Origin of the sequence: Paraburkholderia sp. SEWSISQ10-3 4 (assembly GCF_030464785.1) — a bacterium.
Lineage (GTDB): Bacteria > Pseudomonadota > Gammaproteobacteria > Burkholderiales > Burkholderiaceae > Paraburkholderia > Paraburkholderia aspalathi.
The window spans coordinates 59,149-76,221 of record NZ_JALPRI010000009.1 but is presented as its reverse complement, the minus strand read 5'-3'; the positions used below and the strand labels follow the sequence as shown (position 1 = coordinate 76,221).

At 57.3% G+C, this 17,073-nt stretch carries 18 protein-coding genes; 15 read left to right on the top strand and 3 right to left on the bottom strand.

Annotated elements, in window-relative coordinates:
• Position 1: 1 nt before the first annotated feature.
• Complete coding sequence (locus tag M0D68_RS18930) at positions 2-832, bottom strand: helix-turn-helix domain-containing protein (protein WP_200652362.1); 831 nt, start codon at positions 830-832, stop codon at positions 2-4.
• A gap of 296 nt (positions 833-1,128) precedes the next feature.
• Between M0D68_RS18930 and M0D68_RS18925 the strand changes: the two genes are divergently transcribed.
• The 12 genes from M0D68_RS18925 to M0D68_RS18870 all read left to right on the top strand — a co-directional run bounded on the left by M0D68_RS18925 (position 1,129) and on the right by M0D68_RS18870 (position 13,738).
• Positions 1,129-2,187: an aromatic ring-hydroxylating dioxygenase subunit alpha gene (locus M0D68_RS18925; protein WP_200652361.1), complete on the top strand. Its 1,059-nt coding sequence runs from the start codon at positions 1,129-1,131 to the stop codon at positions 2,185-2,187.
• Positions 2,174-3,136, top strand: coding sequence for a PDR/VanB family oxidoreductase (locus tag M0D68_RS18920; RefSeq protein WP_266224941.1), 963 nt, complete (start codon positions 2,174-2,176; stop codon positions 3,134-3,136). Before M0D68_RS18925 ends, M0D68_RS18920 begins: the two co-directional genes overlap by 14 nt.
• Before the next feature lie 67 nt (positions 3,137-3,203).
• Positions 3,204-4,409 (top strand): FAD-dependent monooxygenase, encoded by a 1,206-nt coding sequence (locus M0D68_RS18915; RefSeq protein WP_200652359.1) that lies wholly within the window; start codon positions 3,204-3,206, stop codon positions 4,407-4,409.
• 71 nt (positions 4,410-4,480) lie between these two features.
• Positions 4,481-5,233: an Asp/Glu racemase gene (locus M0D68_RS18910; protein WP_200652358.1), complete on the top strand. Its 753-nt coding sequence runs from the start codon at positions 4,481-4,483 to the stop codon at positions 5,231-5,233.
• A 24-nt stretch (positions 5,234-5,257) separates the two neighbouring features.
• Positions 5,258-6,121, top strand: a complete 864-nt coding sequence (locus M0D68_RS18905; protein WP_266225038.1) for an alpha/beta fold hydrolase — start codon at positions 5,258-5,260, stop codon at positions 6,119-6,121.
• Between the two features lie 10 nt (positions 6,122-6,131).
• On the top strand, positions 6,132-7,187 hold the full coding sequence (locus M0D68_RS18900; RefSeq protein ID WP_200652356.1) for a 2,5-dihydroxypyridine 5,6-dioxygenase: 1,056 nt from the start codon (positions 6,132-6,134) through the stop codon (positions 7,185-7,187).
• Entirely contained in the window at positions 7,177-7,800 is a 624-nt protein-coding gene (locus tag M0D68_RS18895) for an isochorismatase family protein (RefSeq protein WP_211707346.1), read from the top strand. Before M0D68_RS18900 ends, M0D68_RS18895 begins: the two co-directional genes overlap by 11 nt.
• Positions 7,801-7,989: 189 nt before the next feature.
• Positions 7,990-9,315: an MFS transporter gene (locus M0D68_RS18890; RefSeq protein ID WP_200652354.1), complete on the top strand. Its 1,326-nt coding sequence runs from the start codon at positions 7,990-7,992 to the stop codon at positions 9,313-9,315.
• An 843-nt stretch (positions 9,316-10,158) separates the two neighbouring features.
• Complete coding sequence (gene pyk / locus M0D68_RS18885) at positions 10,159-11,595, top strand: pyruvate kinase (protein ID WP_266224939.1); 1,437 nt, start codon at positions 10,159-10,161, stop codon at positions 11,593-11,595.
• Position 11,596: 1 nt separating this feature from the next.
• Positions 11,597-12,331 carry a TSUP family transporter gene (locus M0D68_RS18880; protein ID WP_200652352.1) on the top strand — a complete coding sequence of 245 codons (735 nt, stop codon included), beginning with the start codon at positions 11,597-11,599 and terminating at the stop codon, positions 12,329-12,331.
• Positions 12,332-12,342: 11 nt separating this feature from the next.
• The gene (locus M0D68_RS18875) at positions 12,343-13,260 is read left to right on the top strand and encodes an AEC family transporter (RefSeq protein WP_266224936.1); all 918 of its coding nucleotides are present in this window, start codon (positions 12,343-12,345) and stop codon (positions 13,258-13,260) included.
• A 184-nt stretch (positions 13,261-13,444) separates the two neighbouring features.
• Positions 13,445-13,738 carry a hypothetical protein gene (locus M0D68_RS18870; RefSeq protein ID WP_200652350.1) on the top strand — a complete coding sequence of 98 codons (294 nt, stop codon included), beginning with the start codon at positions 13,445-13,447 and terminating at the stop codon, positions 13,736-13,738.
• A 383-nt stretch (positions 13,739-14,121) separates the two neighbouring features.
• Here the strand turns inward: M0D68_RS18870 and M0D68_RS18865 are convergent, their stop codons facing one another.
• Positions 14,122-14,736 carry an HAD family phosphatase gene (locus tag M0D68_RS18865; protein WP_200652349.1) on the bottom strand — a complete coding sequence of 205 codons (615 nt, stop codon included), beginning with the start codon at positions 14,734-14,736 and terminating at the stop codon, positions 14,122-14,124.
• 213 nt (positions 14,737-14,949) lie between these two features.
• The gene (locus tag M0D68_RS18860) at positions 14,950-15,306 is read right to left on the bottom strand and encodes a hypothetical protein (RefSeq protein ID WP_200566666.1); all 357 of its coding nucleotides are present in this window, start codon (positions 15,304-15,306) and stop codon (positions 14,950-14,952) included.
• Positions 15,307-15,500: 194 nt separating this feature from the next.
• Here M0D68_RS18860 and M0D68_RS18855 point away from each other — a divergent pair, with 194 nt between their 5' ends.
• Genes M0D68_RS18855 through M0D68_RS18845 form a run of 3 tightly spaced genes read left to right on the top strand, consistent with a single transcriptional unit; the run spans position 15,501 to position 16,953 of the window.
• Complete coding sequence (locus M0D68_RS18855; protein WP_200652348.1) at positions 15,501-15,968, top strand: NUDIX hydrolase; 468 nt, start codon at positions 15,501-15,503, stop codon at positions 15,966-15,968.
• 23 nt (positions 15,969-15,991) lie between these two features.
• Positions 15,992-16,669 (top strand): MgtC/SapB family protein, encoded by a 678-nt coding sequence (locus M0D68_RS18850; protein WP_200652347.1) that lies wholly within the window; start codon positions 15,992-15,994, stop codon positions 16,667-16,669.
• Entirely contained in the window at positions 16,666-16,953 is a 288-nt protein-coding gene (locus tag M0D68_RS18845; protein WP_234487789.1) for a hypothetical protein, read from the top strand. Before M0D68_RS18850 ends, M0D68_RS18845 begins: the two co-directional genes overlap by 4 nt.
• The last annotated feature ends 120 nt before the right edge of the window (positions 16,954-17,073 follow it).

Below are 17,073 nucleotides of genomic sequence, written 5' to 3'. Positions count from 1 at the left end.
TCTAAACGCTCTCCTCGACCGGATCGGCAGCGACGTGCGCGCGGCGGTCCAGCATATATTGGCCCGGTGGCACGCCAAACGCTTTCTTAAACATGATGATGAACGCAGTGGTGGACTCGTACCCGAGGGCAAGCGCTACCTGTTGAACGCTGGCGCCGCCGGATAGATCGCGCAACGCGACAACCAGCTGAAGTTGTTGACGCCAACGACCAAAGCTCTGCCCGGTTTCCTTCATCACGAGCCGGTCAAAGGTGCGCTCACTCATTGCAACCATGCTGGCCCATTCGGCTCGGGACCGTCTATCCGCGGGGTTGTCGATCAGGGCGTTGCATACGTTTCGTAACTTCGGATGGGTCGATATCGGCAGAGACAGTTGCTCGACAGGCGAGCCCGATAGCTGATGGAGCAACACCTGGCAAAATTGGGCACGGTGCACCTGTTCCGAAAACGTATCTCCATGATCGGCGAGGTGAATCACCATCTCCCGAATGAGCGGGCTAATCGACAGGATGCACGGACGAGCCGGTAGTGCGAGCGCGTCAGGTTCAACAAACAAAAAAATAATCTGCGAATCAGGGCTCGCCTGGTTGCTGTGCGGCAGCTCGCTCGGAATCCACACACCAGACTGCGGCAACACCATCATCAGCGCATCCGACAGCCGGCATGTCACGCTGCCGCGCAGCGCCAGAACCAGTTGCCCCTTGCGGTGATGATGGACAGGCTGCTCATCTTCGACGCAGGAGAGATTGACGCGCAGCGCTACCGTTTCCCCAGCCGCCACGTCGGGGTCGAACTGCGAATAGGAACCGCGAAGCGTTGGCGAATACGACATTGAGGTTTCCCCGCTAAGTGCTTAAAGCGTCTCGACGGATTATGGGCGCATCGTTAGATGTGTCAACGAAGTCAAAATTGTGCTCTCCCACTCGCGAATTTAGACAGCGGTAGAAACACCGAGATCGACGACCACCCGGAACGGGCTAGCAAGAGGTCATCCGATAGATGACGGATTTTGAAGATTGAATGGCGAGATGGGAAAACGACAACAAAAAATTGGCTCGCAATACTGTGTCCACGCTGACGCCACGTGCTGAGCGATTCACGGACACGAATCCAAACGAGAGACACACCATGAACGCCCCTATCGACATCAAGCTTGTACCAATCACGGCACAGGACGGCTGCCAAGACTCAGTATTGCTGAATGATTGGCATGTCGTCGGATACTCTAGCGATTTTCAGTCGGGAACAATCTACCCGACTCGACTCCTCGAGCGAGACCTGATTGTGTGGCGCAGCGCGTCCGGTCAGGTTCATGTCTGGGAGGACTTATGCATCCACCGGGGCGCACGGCTGTCCCGCGGCTGGATTTCGAATGACCAGGTAGTTTGTCCGTATCACGGCTGGGAGTACGACTGCACCGGCAAATGCACCCGGATGCCTGCAGCGCCTGACGAAAAACCGATGAAGAAGGCTATCGCCTTTAGCTACAAAGCCGAGGAACGTTTTGGCTTTGTCTGGGTTTGTCTTGGCGAGCCTCAGTCGGACATTCCCGACTTTCCGGAATGGCACGATAGCCAGTTCATGACGGTTCACAGCGGCCCTTATCAGTATGGTGCGAACGGCTATCGCGCTATCGAGAACTTCATCGACGCTTCACATTTCCCCTTTGTCCATTCAGGACTCAATGGCGTCAAGGACAATGCGGACCGCCTTGAACCGTACACGGTGGACGAGGTCGAGACAGGGCTCAAGTCGTCCGAGGTCCGTGTGTTTCAGCCTGTCGGGGACGCAACGGGCCACCCGCTTGTTGCGTACTACACGTACCACGCACTGCGTCCTCTGGTGGCCTATTTCAGCAAGCGTACTCAACGTGCGGACGCAAACGGCAACCCAATCACCGACCATTGCGATACTTTCGGGACATTCTTCACTGTGCAACTGGTTGACCAGACCCTTTGTATTGTCCGGGTCTGCGCCGGCCTGAATGTCCAGCCGGCTCCGGATGCCGAGACAGTGCGTGCGCGAGCGGACATTATCTTCAATCAGGATAAGGACATCGTCGAAACACAACGACCGGAGCGCATTCCGACAGAGCTCCGCTATGAGCTGCATCACAGGACGGACCTCATGGGTCAGCGCTATCGCATGTGGCTGCGAAACAAGGGGATTTCTTATGGCGTCATCTAACCCCGACGGCGCCGATATTCTGGTGCGGCTCACCGAAATCTCGTACGGCGCAGCAGGCATCAACATCTATCGTTTCAGCTCGATCGACGGCGCGAGACTGCCGGAATTCGAGCCCGGCGCTCATATCGACCTGCAGATTTCATCGCCGCACCGGCGGCAGTATTCCTTGCTGTGGCCGGCGCCCAGTGCAAACAGCTACTCCGTCGCCGTTCAACTGGACAGCGCGGGGCGTGGTGGCTCCAGGGCGTTTCACCACGAGAGTGTCGTTGGAAACACGTATCGGATTTCTGCACCGCGGAATAACTTCCGTGTTCACCCGGGTGCGGAGCGCTACGCGCTCTTCGCCGGGGGCATTGGCATTACGCCCATTGCGTCGATGTATCGAAACTTGAAAGAACGCGGGGCAGCTGTTGCGTTGCACTACTGGACGGCAAATCCATTGAGAACATTGTTCTACGACGAACTGTCAGGCGACGCAGACGTTCATCTGATGCATGACGTCTCGCTGGGCGCACCTGCTGTGCAAATTGCAGACGTAATTCGCGCGCTGCCCCCCGATACGCAGCTTTATTGCTGTGGACCCGAGCGCATGCTGAACGAGTTCGACGCCGTTTGTACCGGCCGTCCCGCCGGCGTGGCGCACAGGGAGCGTTTCGGTTCGACAGTCAAAAACACCAGCGGCGATGAGTTCCAGGTGATGTTAAAGCGGTCGAACCGGGCACTCACAGTCGCCCCATCCGAGAGCGTGCTCCAGGCCTGTCTGAAGGCCGGCATCGACGTCGCCTACTCGTGCGAGGAAGGTGTATGTGGCGCGTGTGAGGTTGCCGTGCTCGAAGGCAAGGTCGACCATCGAGACAGCATTCTCACCCCGGAGCAACGTCAGCAGCACAAAAAAATGATGATCTGCTGTTCCCGAGCCAGGGACACGTCCCTGGTCCTCGACCTTTAAAGACATACAGCCATTGGTAGCGAATATAAAAACGATCTACCTCGCGCGTAAACACGTAGGAATACATATGAAAATCGGAATTATTGGTGGTGGTATCGGTGGCGTTGCGCTGGCAATGGCGCTTCAGCAGCGCGGCATCACCGCGCACCTCTTTGAGAGAGCGCCGGTCTTCGGCGAAATCGGCGCCGGTGTGCAGATGACGCCCAACGCCGTGAAAGTGCTCAACGCACTCGGGCTCGCGGAGAAGCTGAAAGCAATCGGTTTCTTGCCGGAGGCGATGACTGGGCGCAACTGGGAGAGTGCGCGCCAGTTGTTCCGCACCCCGCTGAAAGAGATTTGCCCGAAGCTGTTTGGCGCCGATTTCTATCATGTTCACCGCGCTGACCTCCATGCCATCCTGACCGAAGGTCTCGATATGCGCAATGTGACATTCAACGCGGCGTGCACCGACGTGGAGCAGCAGGGAGAGAAGGCAATTGCTCACTTCCGCGATGGTTCGAGCTTCGAAGCCGACTTGATTGTCGGTGCAGACGGAATTCACTCGGTTGTTCGTGACGGCCTCTGGGGCAAGACCCCCGTGAGCTTCACTGGTCACATGTGTTGGCGCGCGCTCGTACCGGTCGATAAGCATCCCCTGCAGTTTGCCAGCCCGGACGCATCTTTCTGGATGGGACCGAAGGCGCACATCGTCACGTACTACGTCAAGGGCGGCGCAGCAGTCAACATTGTTGCTGTTGCTGAAAGCGCCGATTGGGTTGCCGAGTCGTGGACGCAGCCGAGCTCCCGCGAGGAGTTGCTTGCCGCATTCGAAGGCTGGCACTCCGATATCGTGAACCTGTTCCGCATGACAGACAGCGCGACGACATTCAAGTGGGGACTTTTCGACCGGGACCCGATGCCGCAATGGTCGAAAGGTGCCTTTACGCTGCTCGGAGACGCGGCACATCCAATGTTGCCGTTCCTGTCGCAGGGTGCGGCCATGGCAATCGAGGACGCATACGTTCTTGCTGAAGCGCTCGCACACTTCGGTCATTTGCAGAGCGCACTCGATGCGTACGAAGAAGAACGGCGACCACGGACTGCGCGCGTGCAACTGGAGGCTCGGGAACGCGGCCGCACATATCACCTTGCGTCCCCCGAAGAACAGGCGAAGCGCGACCTCGAGATGCAGCAGCAACAGAAGACCAATCCGAATGCGGTCGGTATCAAAGCAGAGTGGGTATACGAATACGACGCCCGGCTTTGCGTGGAGCGCTTTCGCCAACCGGCTTGAACCAGCCGCCGATATTGCCATAGCAGTTTGTTCTCGCACGTTACGAGATGTGTGAATCAATGGAGTTGGACATGACGAAGCACTACCGGATCGGTCAAATTGTTCCGAGTTCGAATACAACGATGGAGACGGAGATTCCCGCAATGCTCCTCGCGCGGCAGTCGGTTCGACCAGAGCGCTTCACGTTTCACTCGAGCCGCATGCGCATGAAGAAGGTGGTGAAGGAAGAGCTTGCAGCGATGGACGCGGAGTCGGACCGTTGTGCTGCCGAGCTAAGCGACGCGCGTGTGGATGTGCTCGGTTACGCATGCCTTGTCGCCATTATGGCCATGGGCCACGGTTACCACCGGGTATCGCAGGAAAGACTTGGGGCCCGGACCGTTGAGAATGGCGGTGCAGCGCCGGTGATTACGAGCGCCGGTGCACTCGTCGATGGTCTGCGCACAATCGGCGCAAAGCGAATTGTTGTCGTCGCACCTTATATGAAGCCCCTGACAGAACTGGTCGTCGACTACATTCGTCACGAAGGTTATGAAGTGATTGACTATCGCGCGCTCGAGATTCCCGACAATCTCGATGTGGGGCGGCACGACCCCGCGCGTCTGCCGGAGATTGTGCAATCACTGCGCTATCAGGAGGCTGACGCCATCGTGCTGTCGGCTTGCGTACAAATGCCGTCGCTACCGGCCATTGCCAAAGTCGAAGCGATGACCGGCAAGCCTGTTATTACCGCAGCCGTCGCGACCACCTACGCGATCCTGAAGAAACTGGGACTCGAAGCTATCGCGCCGGGTGCCGGTGCGCTTTTGTCTGGCGCCTACTAAGTGACCCCGTCCGCGAGATTTCTAATGCATTCACCTACGACTTATCGCTATGGTGGGCACGTCCACGCAAACGGTATCCGTCAGCACTACCTGAGATTTGGTGGTGCTGAATGTGCCGGCACAGTGCATGACCCCGTTATTGTGGTTCCGGGAATCACGAGCCCGGCCGCGACCTGGGCGTTCGTTGGCGAATGTCTGGGAAGCAGATTCGATACGTACGTTCTCGACGTGCGCGGCCGCGGACTTTCGTCGGCAGGCGACGGACTCGATTACAGCCTTGATGCGCAAGCCGCGGATTTGATTGCGTTTGCGGACAAGCTTGGACTCAAACGATACAGCGTACTGGGGCACTCGATGGGCGCCCGCATTGGGGTTCGGGCCGCGCGACACTTTCCGGCAGGGTTCGCCCGCCTCGTGATGGCCGACCCGCCAGTCTCCGGGCCTGGACGTCGCGCGTATCCGTCAAAGTTGCCGTGGTACGTCGACTCTATAAGGCAGTCACGCATTGGCATGGACGCCGATGCAATGCGCGTGTTCTGCCCGACGTGGACGGAAGAGCAACTGGCACTGCGGGCGCAATGGCTACCGACATGCGATGAGCGTGCTGTGCGCGATAGCTTTGATGGTTTTCACAGCGATGACGTGCATGTGGATATCGGAGAGATCGCCATCCCGCTCCTGCTGATGACGGCGGAGCGCGGTGACGTAGTCCTCGAGGACGACGTCAGGGAGATTCGCGCATTAGCCCCGCAGCTCTTGCACGTTCGTGTGGCAGCAGCAGGCCACATGATTCCCTGGGACAACGAGCCGGGTTTCTATCGCGCGTTGGGGGATTTCCTTGGGGAATCGGTGGGCGTTTCGCCCGCCGGGCACGAATCTGTCGATTGAGGAGTATCACATGCCAGTCAGTGACTATCAGATGATGACAGCCTGGACGACCGTGCTGAAGCTGTCCCGGCTTGAGGCCGGGCAGACAGTGACGATTCTGACAAGTGCGTCGACTCATCCACAAACCCTTTCAACCGCGGTGATAGCAGCTCAGGCAATGAGCGCTGTGGTGAACAGGCTCGATTTGCCGCCCGTTAATGGAGAGAAGTCTTTGAGCCGGGACGCGCTCGCATACCTGGGGACGACGCCTCTCACGGGCAATCGAGCCGCAATTGCCGCGCTGAAAGAGAGCGACCTCGTTCTGGATCTGATGACACTGCTCTTTTCTCCGGAGCAGCTGGATATCTTGAAGTCTGGGACAAAGATCCTCCTCGCGGTAGAGCCGCCTGAAGTGCTCACGCGGCTTGTTCCGTCGGAGGCCGACCGGGAGCGCGTCCTTGCGGCTCAAGCGCGTATCGCTCGCGCGCGGGAGATGCATGTCGTCTCCAGGTCTGGAACCAACCTGCGCTGTCCGATTGGCGAGTTCGAACCCATCGCCGAATATGGCTACGTCGATCAACCCGGGAGGTGGGACCACTGGCCAAGTGGCTTCGCGCTGACCTTTCCGGACGAGGGTGGCGCGAACGGGCGCATTGTCATCGACAAGGGGGACATCCTCCTGCCACAGAAGTACTACGTTTCCGAACCTGTCGAGCTGACCGTTGAAAACGGATTTGCCACGCGGATAGAGGGTGGTGTCGACGCCGAACGGCTTGCGGACTACATGGAGACCTTCAATGACCCGGAGGCATATGCAATCTCCCACATCGGTTGGGGACTGCAGCCGCGTGCCCGGTGGTCGACGCTGGGCCTCTATGACCGGGAAGCGACGATAGGAATGGATGCGCGCGCGTTCGAAGGAAATTTCCTCTTTTCGCTCGGGCCGAACAACGAGGCAGGAGGAAGTCGAACGACGGCCTGTCACATCGATATCCCGTTACGACACTGCGATGTGTTCCTCGATGGCGAGGCGGTAGTGCGCAACGGCGTAGTCTCAGACAACGGTGGGCATCGAAATGAGAAGTGACATTGAGACATATCGACGTCAGAGCTTCGGCGCCGAGCTGGCAGCCGAACCACCGTTTGGGTTACTAATTATCGACTTCGTGAACGGGTTCGCGGACCCCGAGGTGTTTGGTGGCGGCAATATTGCCGACGCTATTTCGAACACCGTGCCCTTGCTCAAGTACGCAAGAGAGAAACGCTGGCCCGTCGCCCATACGCGAATCGTGTTCGCCGATGACGACGCTGACCAGAACATCTTCACGTTGAAGGTGCCTGGAATGCTGGCCCTGAAGGAGGCTGACGCCAGCAGTGCAGTTGTCCCCGCACTGACGCCACGTGAGGGCGAACTGGTCGTGCGCAAAACCGTGCCCTCTGCGTTCTTCGGCACTTCGCTCGCGGCATGGCTCACGCACCGCGGCGTCAAGACGCTTTTGATTGCCGGTGCGGTGACGAGTGGCTGCGTGCGTGCGAGCGTCGTCGATGCGATGCAGCACGGGTTCCGGCCCTTCGTGCTGGCCGACTGCGTGGGAGACAGAGCGCTCGGGCCGCATGAGGCGAATCTCTTCGACATGGCGCAGAAGTACGCAACCGTGCTGACGCGCGACGAAGCACTTAAGAAACTGGAAGAAGTCTAGCGCCCGACAACTGTACGGTGGCTATCGGCTGCGTTGATAAACAACGAATCCGTACGCGCCGTTCAACTGAGCTTGCTCTCACAGAGGCAGGGATTGTAGTGAACGCATTCCGCAAAATCCTGAAAGCATGGTTACAACAAACATAAGGATTGCGGCTCCCCATTTTTTTCGTTGTGTTTGGAGATAACGATGAATTCTACCCCTGTCGGGTCAGCCGGCATCGCCGTGCAACGGACAGCGATGAGCCGAAATGACATCAAAACCCTCACCCTGGCTTCTTTAGGAGGTGCGCTCGAGTACTACGATTTCATCGTTGCGGTTTTCTTTACAAAGCTGCTTGCGACAGTGTTCTTTCCTGAACATACGCCGGAGTGGCTCGCACAACTGGAGGTGTTTTGCATCTTCGCGGCGGGATATCTTGTGCGTCCGATTGGCGGGGTATTTTTTGCCCATTTTGGAGACCGCATTGGTCGCAAGAAGATGTTCTCGCTCAGCCTGTTTCTGATGGCGGCACCGACGCTGCTCATCGGCCTGCTTCCAAGCTATGCGACATTTGGCATTGGCGCGCCGCTGTTGTTTCTACTCTGCCGGGTGCTTCAGGGCTTATCCGTCGGCGGCGAAGTTCCAGGGGCCTGGATTTTTTGTTCTGAGCATGTGAGACGGGACCGTGTCGGACTCGCATGCGGCCTCCTCATGGCCGGATTGTGCCTCGGCATTCTGCTTGGTTCATTGAGCGCAAAGTACCTGCTTGGCAATCTCGCCGCAGGCGACCTGAAGGCGTGGGGCTGGCGTATGCCCTTCATCGCCGGCGGCGTGTTTGGGCTCATCTCCGTCTACCTGCGCAGATATCTTCACGAAACGCCCGTTTTCGAAGCTCTGCGAGTGGCACGTGAAGCCGACAAGCGGCTACCGCTTGCAGTGGTGCTGACGGAGCACAGGCGCGCTCTGGTCATTTCCGGCCTAGCGACGTGGGTTTTCTCGGGCGTTTTTGTGCTGTATTTTTTGTATACGCCCACGTTCCTGCAGTCGCAATTCCACATTGAAGCGAAGGAAGTGTTTGCCAACAACTCGTGGGCAATCTTCGGCCTCATCGTCGGAAGCGTAGTCGCCGGCGTGGCAGCAGACAGAATAGGAGGTGGCCGCGCCTACACTATCGGCTGTGTCGCGATGCTGGTCATCTGCGGCGCGTTCTATCTGACCTTGGGGCGTACCGGTGGCGCGGTGTGGCCGTTGTATATCGCCGGCGGCTTCCTTATTGGCACAATCACGCTTGGTCCGTACATCATCGTCAAGAGTTTCCCGGCCGAGGTGCGGTTCACTGGATTCGCACTCTCCTACAACACGGCCTACGCGCTGTTCGGCGGAACTGCTCCAGCTATTGCGTCCTTCCTCGTCGGCAAGCAAGGTCTCACTATGGCTCCGGCATGGTATCTCGCGGCGCTATGCGTGCTCGGCGCCGTCGTTGGGGTGGTCTGGAAGAGCTCAGTAGATGACGCTGCTGGAAACGTACATTGATAGAACGTCGCTGACGCCCGGCTTTATACGGCAGCGAGTCAGGTCGCCGAGGATGCGTATTCCACGTAAATCGAGCAGCCGTTCCGCGGCAAAGCGAGGTGAACGAAAAGGCGGCCTTGCGGCACCTGCTCGCAATGCCTGGAAGGCGCGCGCAAGTTAGCATCGCCCTCATGCCCCTCCTCGAAAGCAGGAGAATCCCCACAGCGTCATCTTGAACGACAAGTGATAGTGTTGTAGCAGATTGACGAGTCCAAAAACGGTAAGGGCCCACGTCGAGAAAGGGAACGCCCTCAAGCGTACCCCACTTGCGCTCGATGATAGTCGCCGACCCGAAACGTCACTTCATGGATGCCCGCGATGCATTGGGAGACCCTCTGGCCGGGCGAGGCTACCATCGCAATCCGTCCCGCTAGATCCACAATGCGTGCGAGTCTTCCAGCGCGGGTTCGAACAACCGAGATCGACCCACAAGCGCCGTTAGCGTCGAATCAGCGGATGACCGCTTCCAGCGCAGGATGAGACCATGACAGTCGACGCCGGATTGTTAGCCTTCGTCGGAACCGCGCCGACATAGGCAGTACAGCCATCCCCTTTTTCTATAGTTCGACGCTCAGATCTGTTTCGGCCCAATCAATCTCGCCGCGGCAGGAAATCATCGGTCGACTCGCCTAATCCCAGACCTTGAAGGCCTTTGAGCACGGTGCTGCAACGCCCTTATCTACGCTCTCACCGCGGAATTCACTCCTTATCTCTTTTTGGTCTTAACAGACGATTTTTTATTATTAACAGTTATGACACATTACTGTCATATTTACTTGGGACCAACCTAACGACAGAGAAAAAATGGCTAAAACAACTATTGTGGCAACGATCGGCCCAGCATCTGACAACCCTTCAACTCTTTTGGCTTTACACCGCGCTGGCATGACCGTCGCGCGGTTAAACGGGTCACATAGCAGTCTGGACTGGCACAAGGCCACCATTACTCTTATCCGGGAAACGCTTCCCGAACTGCCGATTCTTTTAGATATACCCGGACGCAAAATCCGAACGATTCAACTACGCGTGGAACCCTCATTTAACGTCGGTGATCGTGTGATTCTCACGACCGACTTGTCTCATGACGGCAGCGAGAAGGTCCCCGTTAACTATGCTGAGTTTCATTCGAAGCTCCGGGTAGGCGTACGCATCTATGCGGACGATGGCACGCTGTCGTTCCGAGTCGAGAAAGTTAGTGGAAGGGATGTACAAGTTGTCGCCGAGACGGCAGGGGCGCTCAAAAGCCGGAAGGGGATTAACGTTCCAGAAATTGACCTGGGCCAAGAGTTGGTAACGCAACGCGATCGCGAAATGATCACGTTCGCCAAGAGGACAGGAGTCGATTTTGTTGGCATTAGTTTTGTCGAGTCTTCCCGGCACGTAGAAGCGATTCGTAGCCTAATAGATGCTGCCACGCCTCAAATCGTCGCCAAAGTCGAAAACCAGGGTGGACTCGATCATCTTGATGAGATCGCCCAGGCAACGGACATCATCATGATCGACCGCGGTGATCTTTCGGTTGAAACCAGCATCGACCACGTATCGATTTATCAAAAAAAGATCATCTCTGCTGCCCAACAATATGGAAAACCTGTAATCGTCGCGACGGAACTGCTTCACAGCATGATCGAAAGTCCACTGCCGACCAAGGCAGAGATCAGTGACGTGACGAATTCAGTTATCGACGGTGCATCCGCGGTTATGCTTTCCGGGGAGACGGCCGTCGGCAAATTTCCTGTGGAAGCCGTTGCGCGTCTGCGCAGCATCGTTACCTTGGCCGAAGCCCACAGGCACGCGTCAGCTCCGGCACTCGCGAACACAGCCGCCAGTCATAACGACTTGCGAGCCGCAACGCAAGCACTGGCCCGCACCCTTCCCATCTCGAAGATTGTGGTGCTATCGCGAACAGGCTATGCCGCACGGCTCGTCTCTATGGCACAGATTCAGCAGCCAATCATTGCTGTTGGCAACGACACCGCTCTTGTGCGCGCCTGGAACTTATTGCCCGGCACGGTTGGCGTCCATTTGCCGAATGTGAACATAGCTGCCGACAGCGCGGGCACCATCACACTCGAAGCACTGTGGTCGTCTGGTCACATCACACAGAGCGACGTTGTTCTCGTGGTCCTGGCGACGACTAACGACGCCGACGCATCGCTGAGTTTCCTCCAGACCGTGCGGGTGGGTCAACTTGCAGAACAACAGGCTTGGCCACTCGCTGAGAGCCTGGAGGCGGCATAGCATGAACGACGTCTATCTGCTTTCGGCAATCATTGCCTTGCTGGCCGTGGTTCAATCCATTTTTGGAATGGGCATCCTCGTATTTGGTACCCCTACGCTTCTGCTGATCGGATTCGACTTTACGACGGTGCTCGGCCTCTTGCTTCCGTCGTCGATCGCGATCTCCTCGATTCAGGTGTGGTCAGGACGCAATCGACCATTGCCGGCCCGAGAACGGGTCAATATGAAGATCTGCGCGCTTGTCGTAGTGGCGTCGCTGGCGATACTGATGTACACAAATCTTAAGGCGCGGGCCGATATCCTTATAGGCCTCACGATGCTGAGCGCCGCAGCAATCCGATACTCCCGACGCCTGCAGACACAGTTGCAAGCGTTCGTGCTGCGCCAAGGTCGCGCGTACGTCGGCGTGATGGGGCTCGTCCATGGGCTAACCAACATGGGCGGCGCTTTGCTCGCCGTCTACGCCGTGAGCGGCTATAGCGAAAAGGACCAGGTGCGTTTGGCCATCGCCCGCTACTACCTGGTGTTTGGTGCGATCCAACTGTGCACGCTCGCGGTCTTGAGACGATCTGCATTGAGTTGGGAAGGCCTTGCAGTCGCACCGATTGCGGTCATTGTTTACTTCTCTGTCGGCAACCTCCTATTCAAACGCGCCGGTGCTCCGCTGTATGAACGCGCTATGACCGCGTTTATCGGTGCCTATGGTGCGGTGGTGTTGGCTAAGACGTTCATTTAACGGAGAGCGCCATGCAAAGCGTTTTTACAGCGCTCGCCCCGATCTTTGCCCTCATTCTTATGGGTTTTATCCTTCGCCAGCGCCGAATGCTGGCCGATGAATTTTGGCTACCATGCGAAACGCTCAACTACTACTATATGTTCCCAGCGTTGATGTTCAGCCAGGTGGCAAAAGCAAACTTGACACAGTTTCCGATTCGCCCCATAGCCATTGCGATTCTCGGAGCGGTCGGAACCGGCGCACTGGTGCTGTATGCCTGGCGCATCTGGAGCCAGCAATCAGGCGCAGTTTTTTCTTCTGTGATTCAAGGCGCACTGCGACCCAACACCTACGTGGGCGTCGCAGCCGCGGCAGCGATGTATGGAAGTGTTGGTCTGACGTTGACGTCTATCAGCATTGCGGTCGCAATCCCTTTGCTTAATGTGGCATCGATCATCATCCTGATGCATTACGGGAGCGGCGGCGCCCCAACGAGCCGGCAAATCATGAGCGCGTTGCTGAAGAATCCCGTGATCATGGCCGTGTTACTTGGCGCGCTCTTTAATGTGAGCGGTCTTTCACTGCCGAGTACGTTTTCGAACATTCTTTCAATTCTTGGAGCGGCGTCATTGCCATTAGGTCTTCTCGCCGTAGGTGCTGGGCTTGATATGAAAGCAGCAAAGGAGGCGCGGGGGCCCGTTCTGCAGTCGTCGTTTATCAAACTATTGCTCGTCCCGCTACTTACACTCTGGATAGGCGTGAGTCTCGGAATTCATGGGCCAGCGTTGACGACGATCGTTTTGTTCAACTCGCTGCCATGCACCCCATCGGCATACATTATGGCGAAGCTCTTAGGCGGAGATCATCAGTTGTCGGCCGGAATTATTACGATTCAGACGGCGCTGGCAGCAATCACTATGCCGCTCGTTCTATTCATTTCGCATCGGTAAAACAGTGTGCTGGTCGGACCCGGCATGGGACAAGCCGGCATGTCGCTTCGCTGCAGCCGCCGCGTTTGCAACCAGTACGAGACTGCCCTCGACGTGGCTAACTCGTACGCAACCAGGCAGGTCGTTCTGTTGCAAACCCACCATCTAACTGCGTGCTTTTGTCGTAAATGATATGAATAGGAACTTGGACGGAGCAGGACACAAGTCGGGCGCAAATGTTGAAGGCTTAACTGAATTGGCAGCCTATTTAACCGATCTCGTGGCGCGCGGAGCGTTAGATGCGGGCTTTGCCCACAGGCTTGCACGAGAAGTGAGGACAGAGGCTGGCCCCGGTAATGTCGACAACGAGATGGCCTGGATTGAACTGCAACGTGCCTTAAGCTGCTTTGATGCCGAGGTAAACAGGGCAAAAGCCAATGGTTTTGTTCGAGCACTGGCTCGGCTGCGCGAAGCCGACCAAATGCCCAAAGGTGGTTGATCAACGTCGCCCCGAGCCGACTGCGATGACCCGTTTTTGCCCGTCGCAAACCGGCGATGGGGGGATACTCGCGGCCGTCCAACGGGGTCGCGACTGAGCGACGTCTCGTTGAATGACGGGGCAGATTACCTCGCGCTTCAACATGAAGACAGAGTCGGTTTCCTCTCCCTGATCACTACCGTTGGCCGGAGCCGCTTACCGCGCGAGCGGTTTCGTCCACTGGCCGAACCCGGTCCCTTGCCGAACTTCCGTACCCAACCCATTTCAGTCTATCGGCCCACTGACATAGTCGTCCGATCTCCGTTCAACATGAGACGCTCACCGATCAAGCGCGCCCTCATTCGGCTCGGCGCTCTGGACACTTTCTGCCACGATTGCCCCCGCTACAGCAACTTGCGACGCTCCAGCTCCTCTGATAACGACCCTGCGCCGGTGAACACGTGCCCGTGAAGACCTGCATTGATTGCACCCTCCGCATTTACCTCAAGGTCGTCAATAAACAGGGTCTCGGCTGCGCTAACACCGAGGGCATCAAGGCAGCGAAGATATGTATGAGCTGCCGGCTTGGCCGCACCGAATGAGGCCGATGCGTATACGTGAGGGCCAAAGAGTTCAGCCACCGCGGGATTGAGATACTGGATGTTTTCAGTCACCAGTCGACAATTGTTGGTTAGAACGGCTACGCGGTATCGCGCGGACAGTTTTCTAACAAGCGCGAGCACTTCGAAATTGGGCGACATCGATGCGCGGCGTGCAACCAGCCAATCATCGCGCGTGACGTGACAACCCAGGATTTCTCCCATCGCCGTCAGATACTCTTCGTCGCTTATCAAGCCGGCGTCTGCACTAGCTTCCAACCCGGATTCCCAAATGGCCTCGCGGACAGTTTCATATGTTCGGCCTGATACCACTGAGAGGTGATGGACCCGTGCCGAGCGGTCGTAGTGAGACAGGACGTCGTCCATATCAAACAGGACAAGAGATATCAATGCTGTCATTCGGTAAGTTCGTACGCTAAACGCAAAAATTAAAGTGCCGTTTGGCAATGCGCCTTCGGATGGCTGGGGCTCGTATTGTGCGTTGGTGAATCACAAGTTCGACAGATACAGTCGATCACTCCCGGATCTGAACAGCCGTTGCGAACGGTCGAAACGGGGAGCCTTGTGCCCCACCATCGGACGATGTTTGCTCCGACCGCTCTTGTTGCGCGTTCACTCACATTCGTCGTTTGACCTGTTGTCCGGCGGGCTATCCGGCCCCTTACCCCGAGATTTCCTCACTCGACGCAGCGTGGCTCCGATCTGACCGGCGATGTCTCGGATCGACGAGCGCATGTACCAGGGCCACCACGCCAGGTGATAGAACCACACGAACGCTGCGCGATACCCGCGGAGCCACTCCCGGCGGATACCGGCTGAAGGAAAGCTCTCAAGGGGGCGGTGTCCGAGCGCCATCACGCCGATCGTCATCCAGACAACCGCCACCACGAAAGTGGGAAGGGACAGCAAGCAGGCCGCAATAAACAGCGCGAGCGGTAGGCAGAGGATAATTGGCGAGCGATTTTTCATGTCGTTTTCGCGCCAGCATAATCATTACGATTTTTCAGCTTATAGCATTTCGCGTGGTGCAACCGACCAGGTTTTCTGTCATTTTTGCACCGCTAATTGCAGATGTTCCTGGTGGGCTATTCTGCACGTTGAAAACCCCAAGCTGATTCACCTCACCTCTATACACGCAAACATCACCTCGTAGACTGAAGAGCATGAAAGATCGATCCACAATCGTATGCGTACGCGATGGCAAGGTGCTTCTGGTCGCCCGCGCGCGCTCACGATGGTCGCTTCCCGGCGGCACGATAAAACGGTCCGAATCGCCGCTGGACGCCGCCCTGCGCGAACTGGAAGAAGAGACTTCGCTCGCTGGAGTGGAACTTACGTACCTGTTCCAGTTTGGCGGCCTCAGCAAACACCACCACGTTTTCCGTGCCGATATTCGTCAGGGCGCATCCGCTGAAGCGCGTAGCGAAATTTCGCGTTGCCGGTGGTTCAACCCGGGCAAAATCTCAACGCTCGTCACGAGCATACCGACCCGGGAAATCGTCCAACTTTTCTGCACGCACGAAAATCGTGCCGAGGTGCCGCCGGCGGTCATAGAAAAACCGGATGAGCTCGTTCACCGGACGGCCCAACCTCATTTCAACGTTACCGGCACGCCTTCGCAGCAGACTTAACGTGTCACTATCGAAGGAAAATTGTGATAGGTAATATCGAGCTGTTGTCGCGCCTCGTCCTGGCAGCGCTACTCGGAAGCGTCATCGGCTTTGAGCGCGAAAGATTGAATTGGGCGGCCGGTTTGCGCACGCACATGCTTGTATGCGTCGGGTCGTCGTTGATCATGCTGGTATCAGCCTTCGGATTTGCGGATGTGCTGGGCGAAAAGAACGTCGTCCTCGATCCTTCCCGGGTTGCCGCGCAGGTAGTGTCAGGCATCGGTTTCCTGGGCGCAGGGTCGATCCTGTTGCGCGGGGAGATCGTGCGTGGGCTGACAACTGCCGCGAGTCTCTGGTCCGTGGCGGGAATCGGTCTGGCAGTCGGCGGAGGGATGTACACGGCTGCCATCGGCGCGACGATCATTATTCTGATTATTCTCGTCGGTGTGAAGCCGCTGGAACGTCGCTTCATTTCGGTCAAACAACAGCGCAACATAACCCTGCTGGTCGAACGCGGCAGTGTATCGCTTGACAGTGTTCACAACGCCCTGGGAACGGGAAGTGTCCGGGTGAAGCAGTTCATCGTCCAGCAGTCGGAAGACGACCCTGAACTCGACGAAGTGCAGATTGGGCTATCGCGCGCGACGGCCAGCGAGTTCACGACGATCAGTGCGCGCCTCGCAGCAATGTCCGGTGTCCGTGAGTGCCGGAATGGCAGATGAGAGTGGAACAGGCAATGACGCGTACTTATGAATATCACGGGTACACCCTTGTGGTGGCCGTCGAATCCGACCTTAGCTCGCAGCTTGGCGGCGCTGCTGCATGCGTAGGGTACGTGGCGATCGTCAGGATCTTTCAGGCGGACAATGCGGTCGCCATGTTTTCGCCGCTGCGCTTCGGGGAGGCCGGCGGTCTTCCGTTTGTGACGGAAGCAGATGCCCTGATGGGTGGTTATAGCGCAGCACGGCGAATTGTCGATGATCTTTTCAGTCACGAGAGCCAATAGGCCTCGGCGACTAATCGACAGGCGGTCTTGAACGCGCACGGATCAAGCGCCGCCAAGTGAACCGGATACGCTCGACGGCGAATTGGTTCTTCCTGCCTTCTACGTCGTCTAAGGGAATTG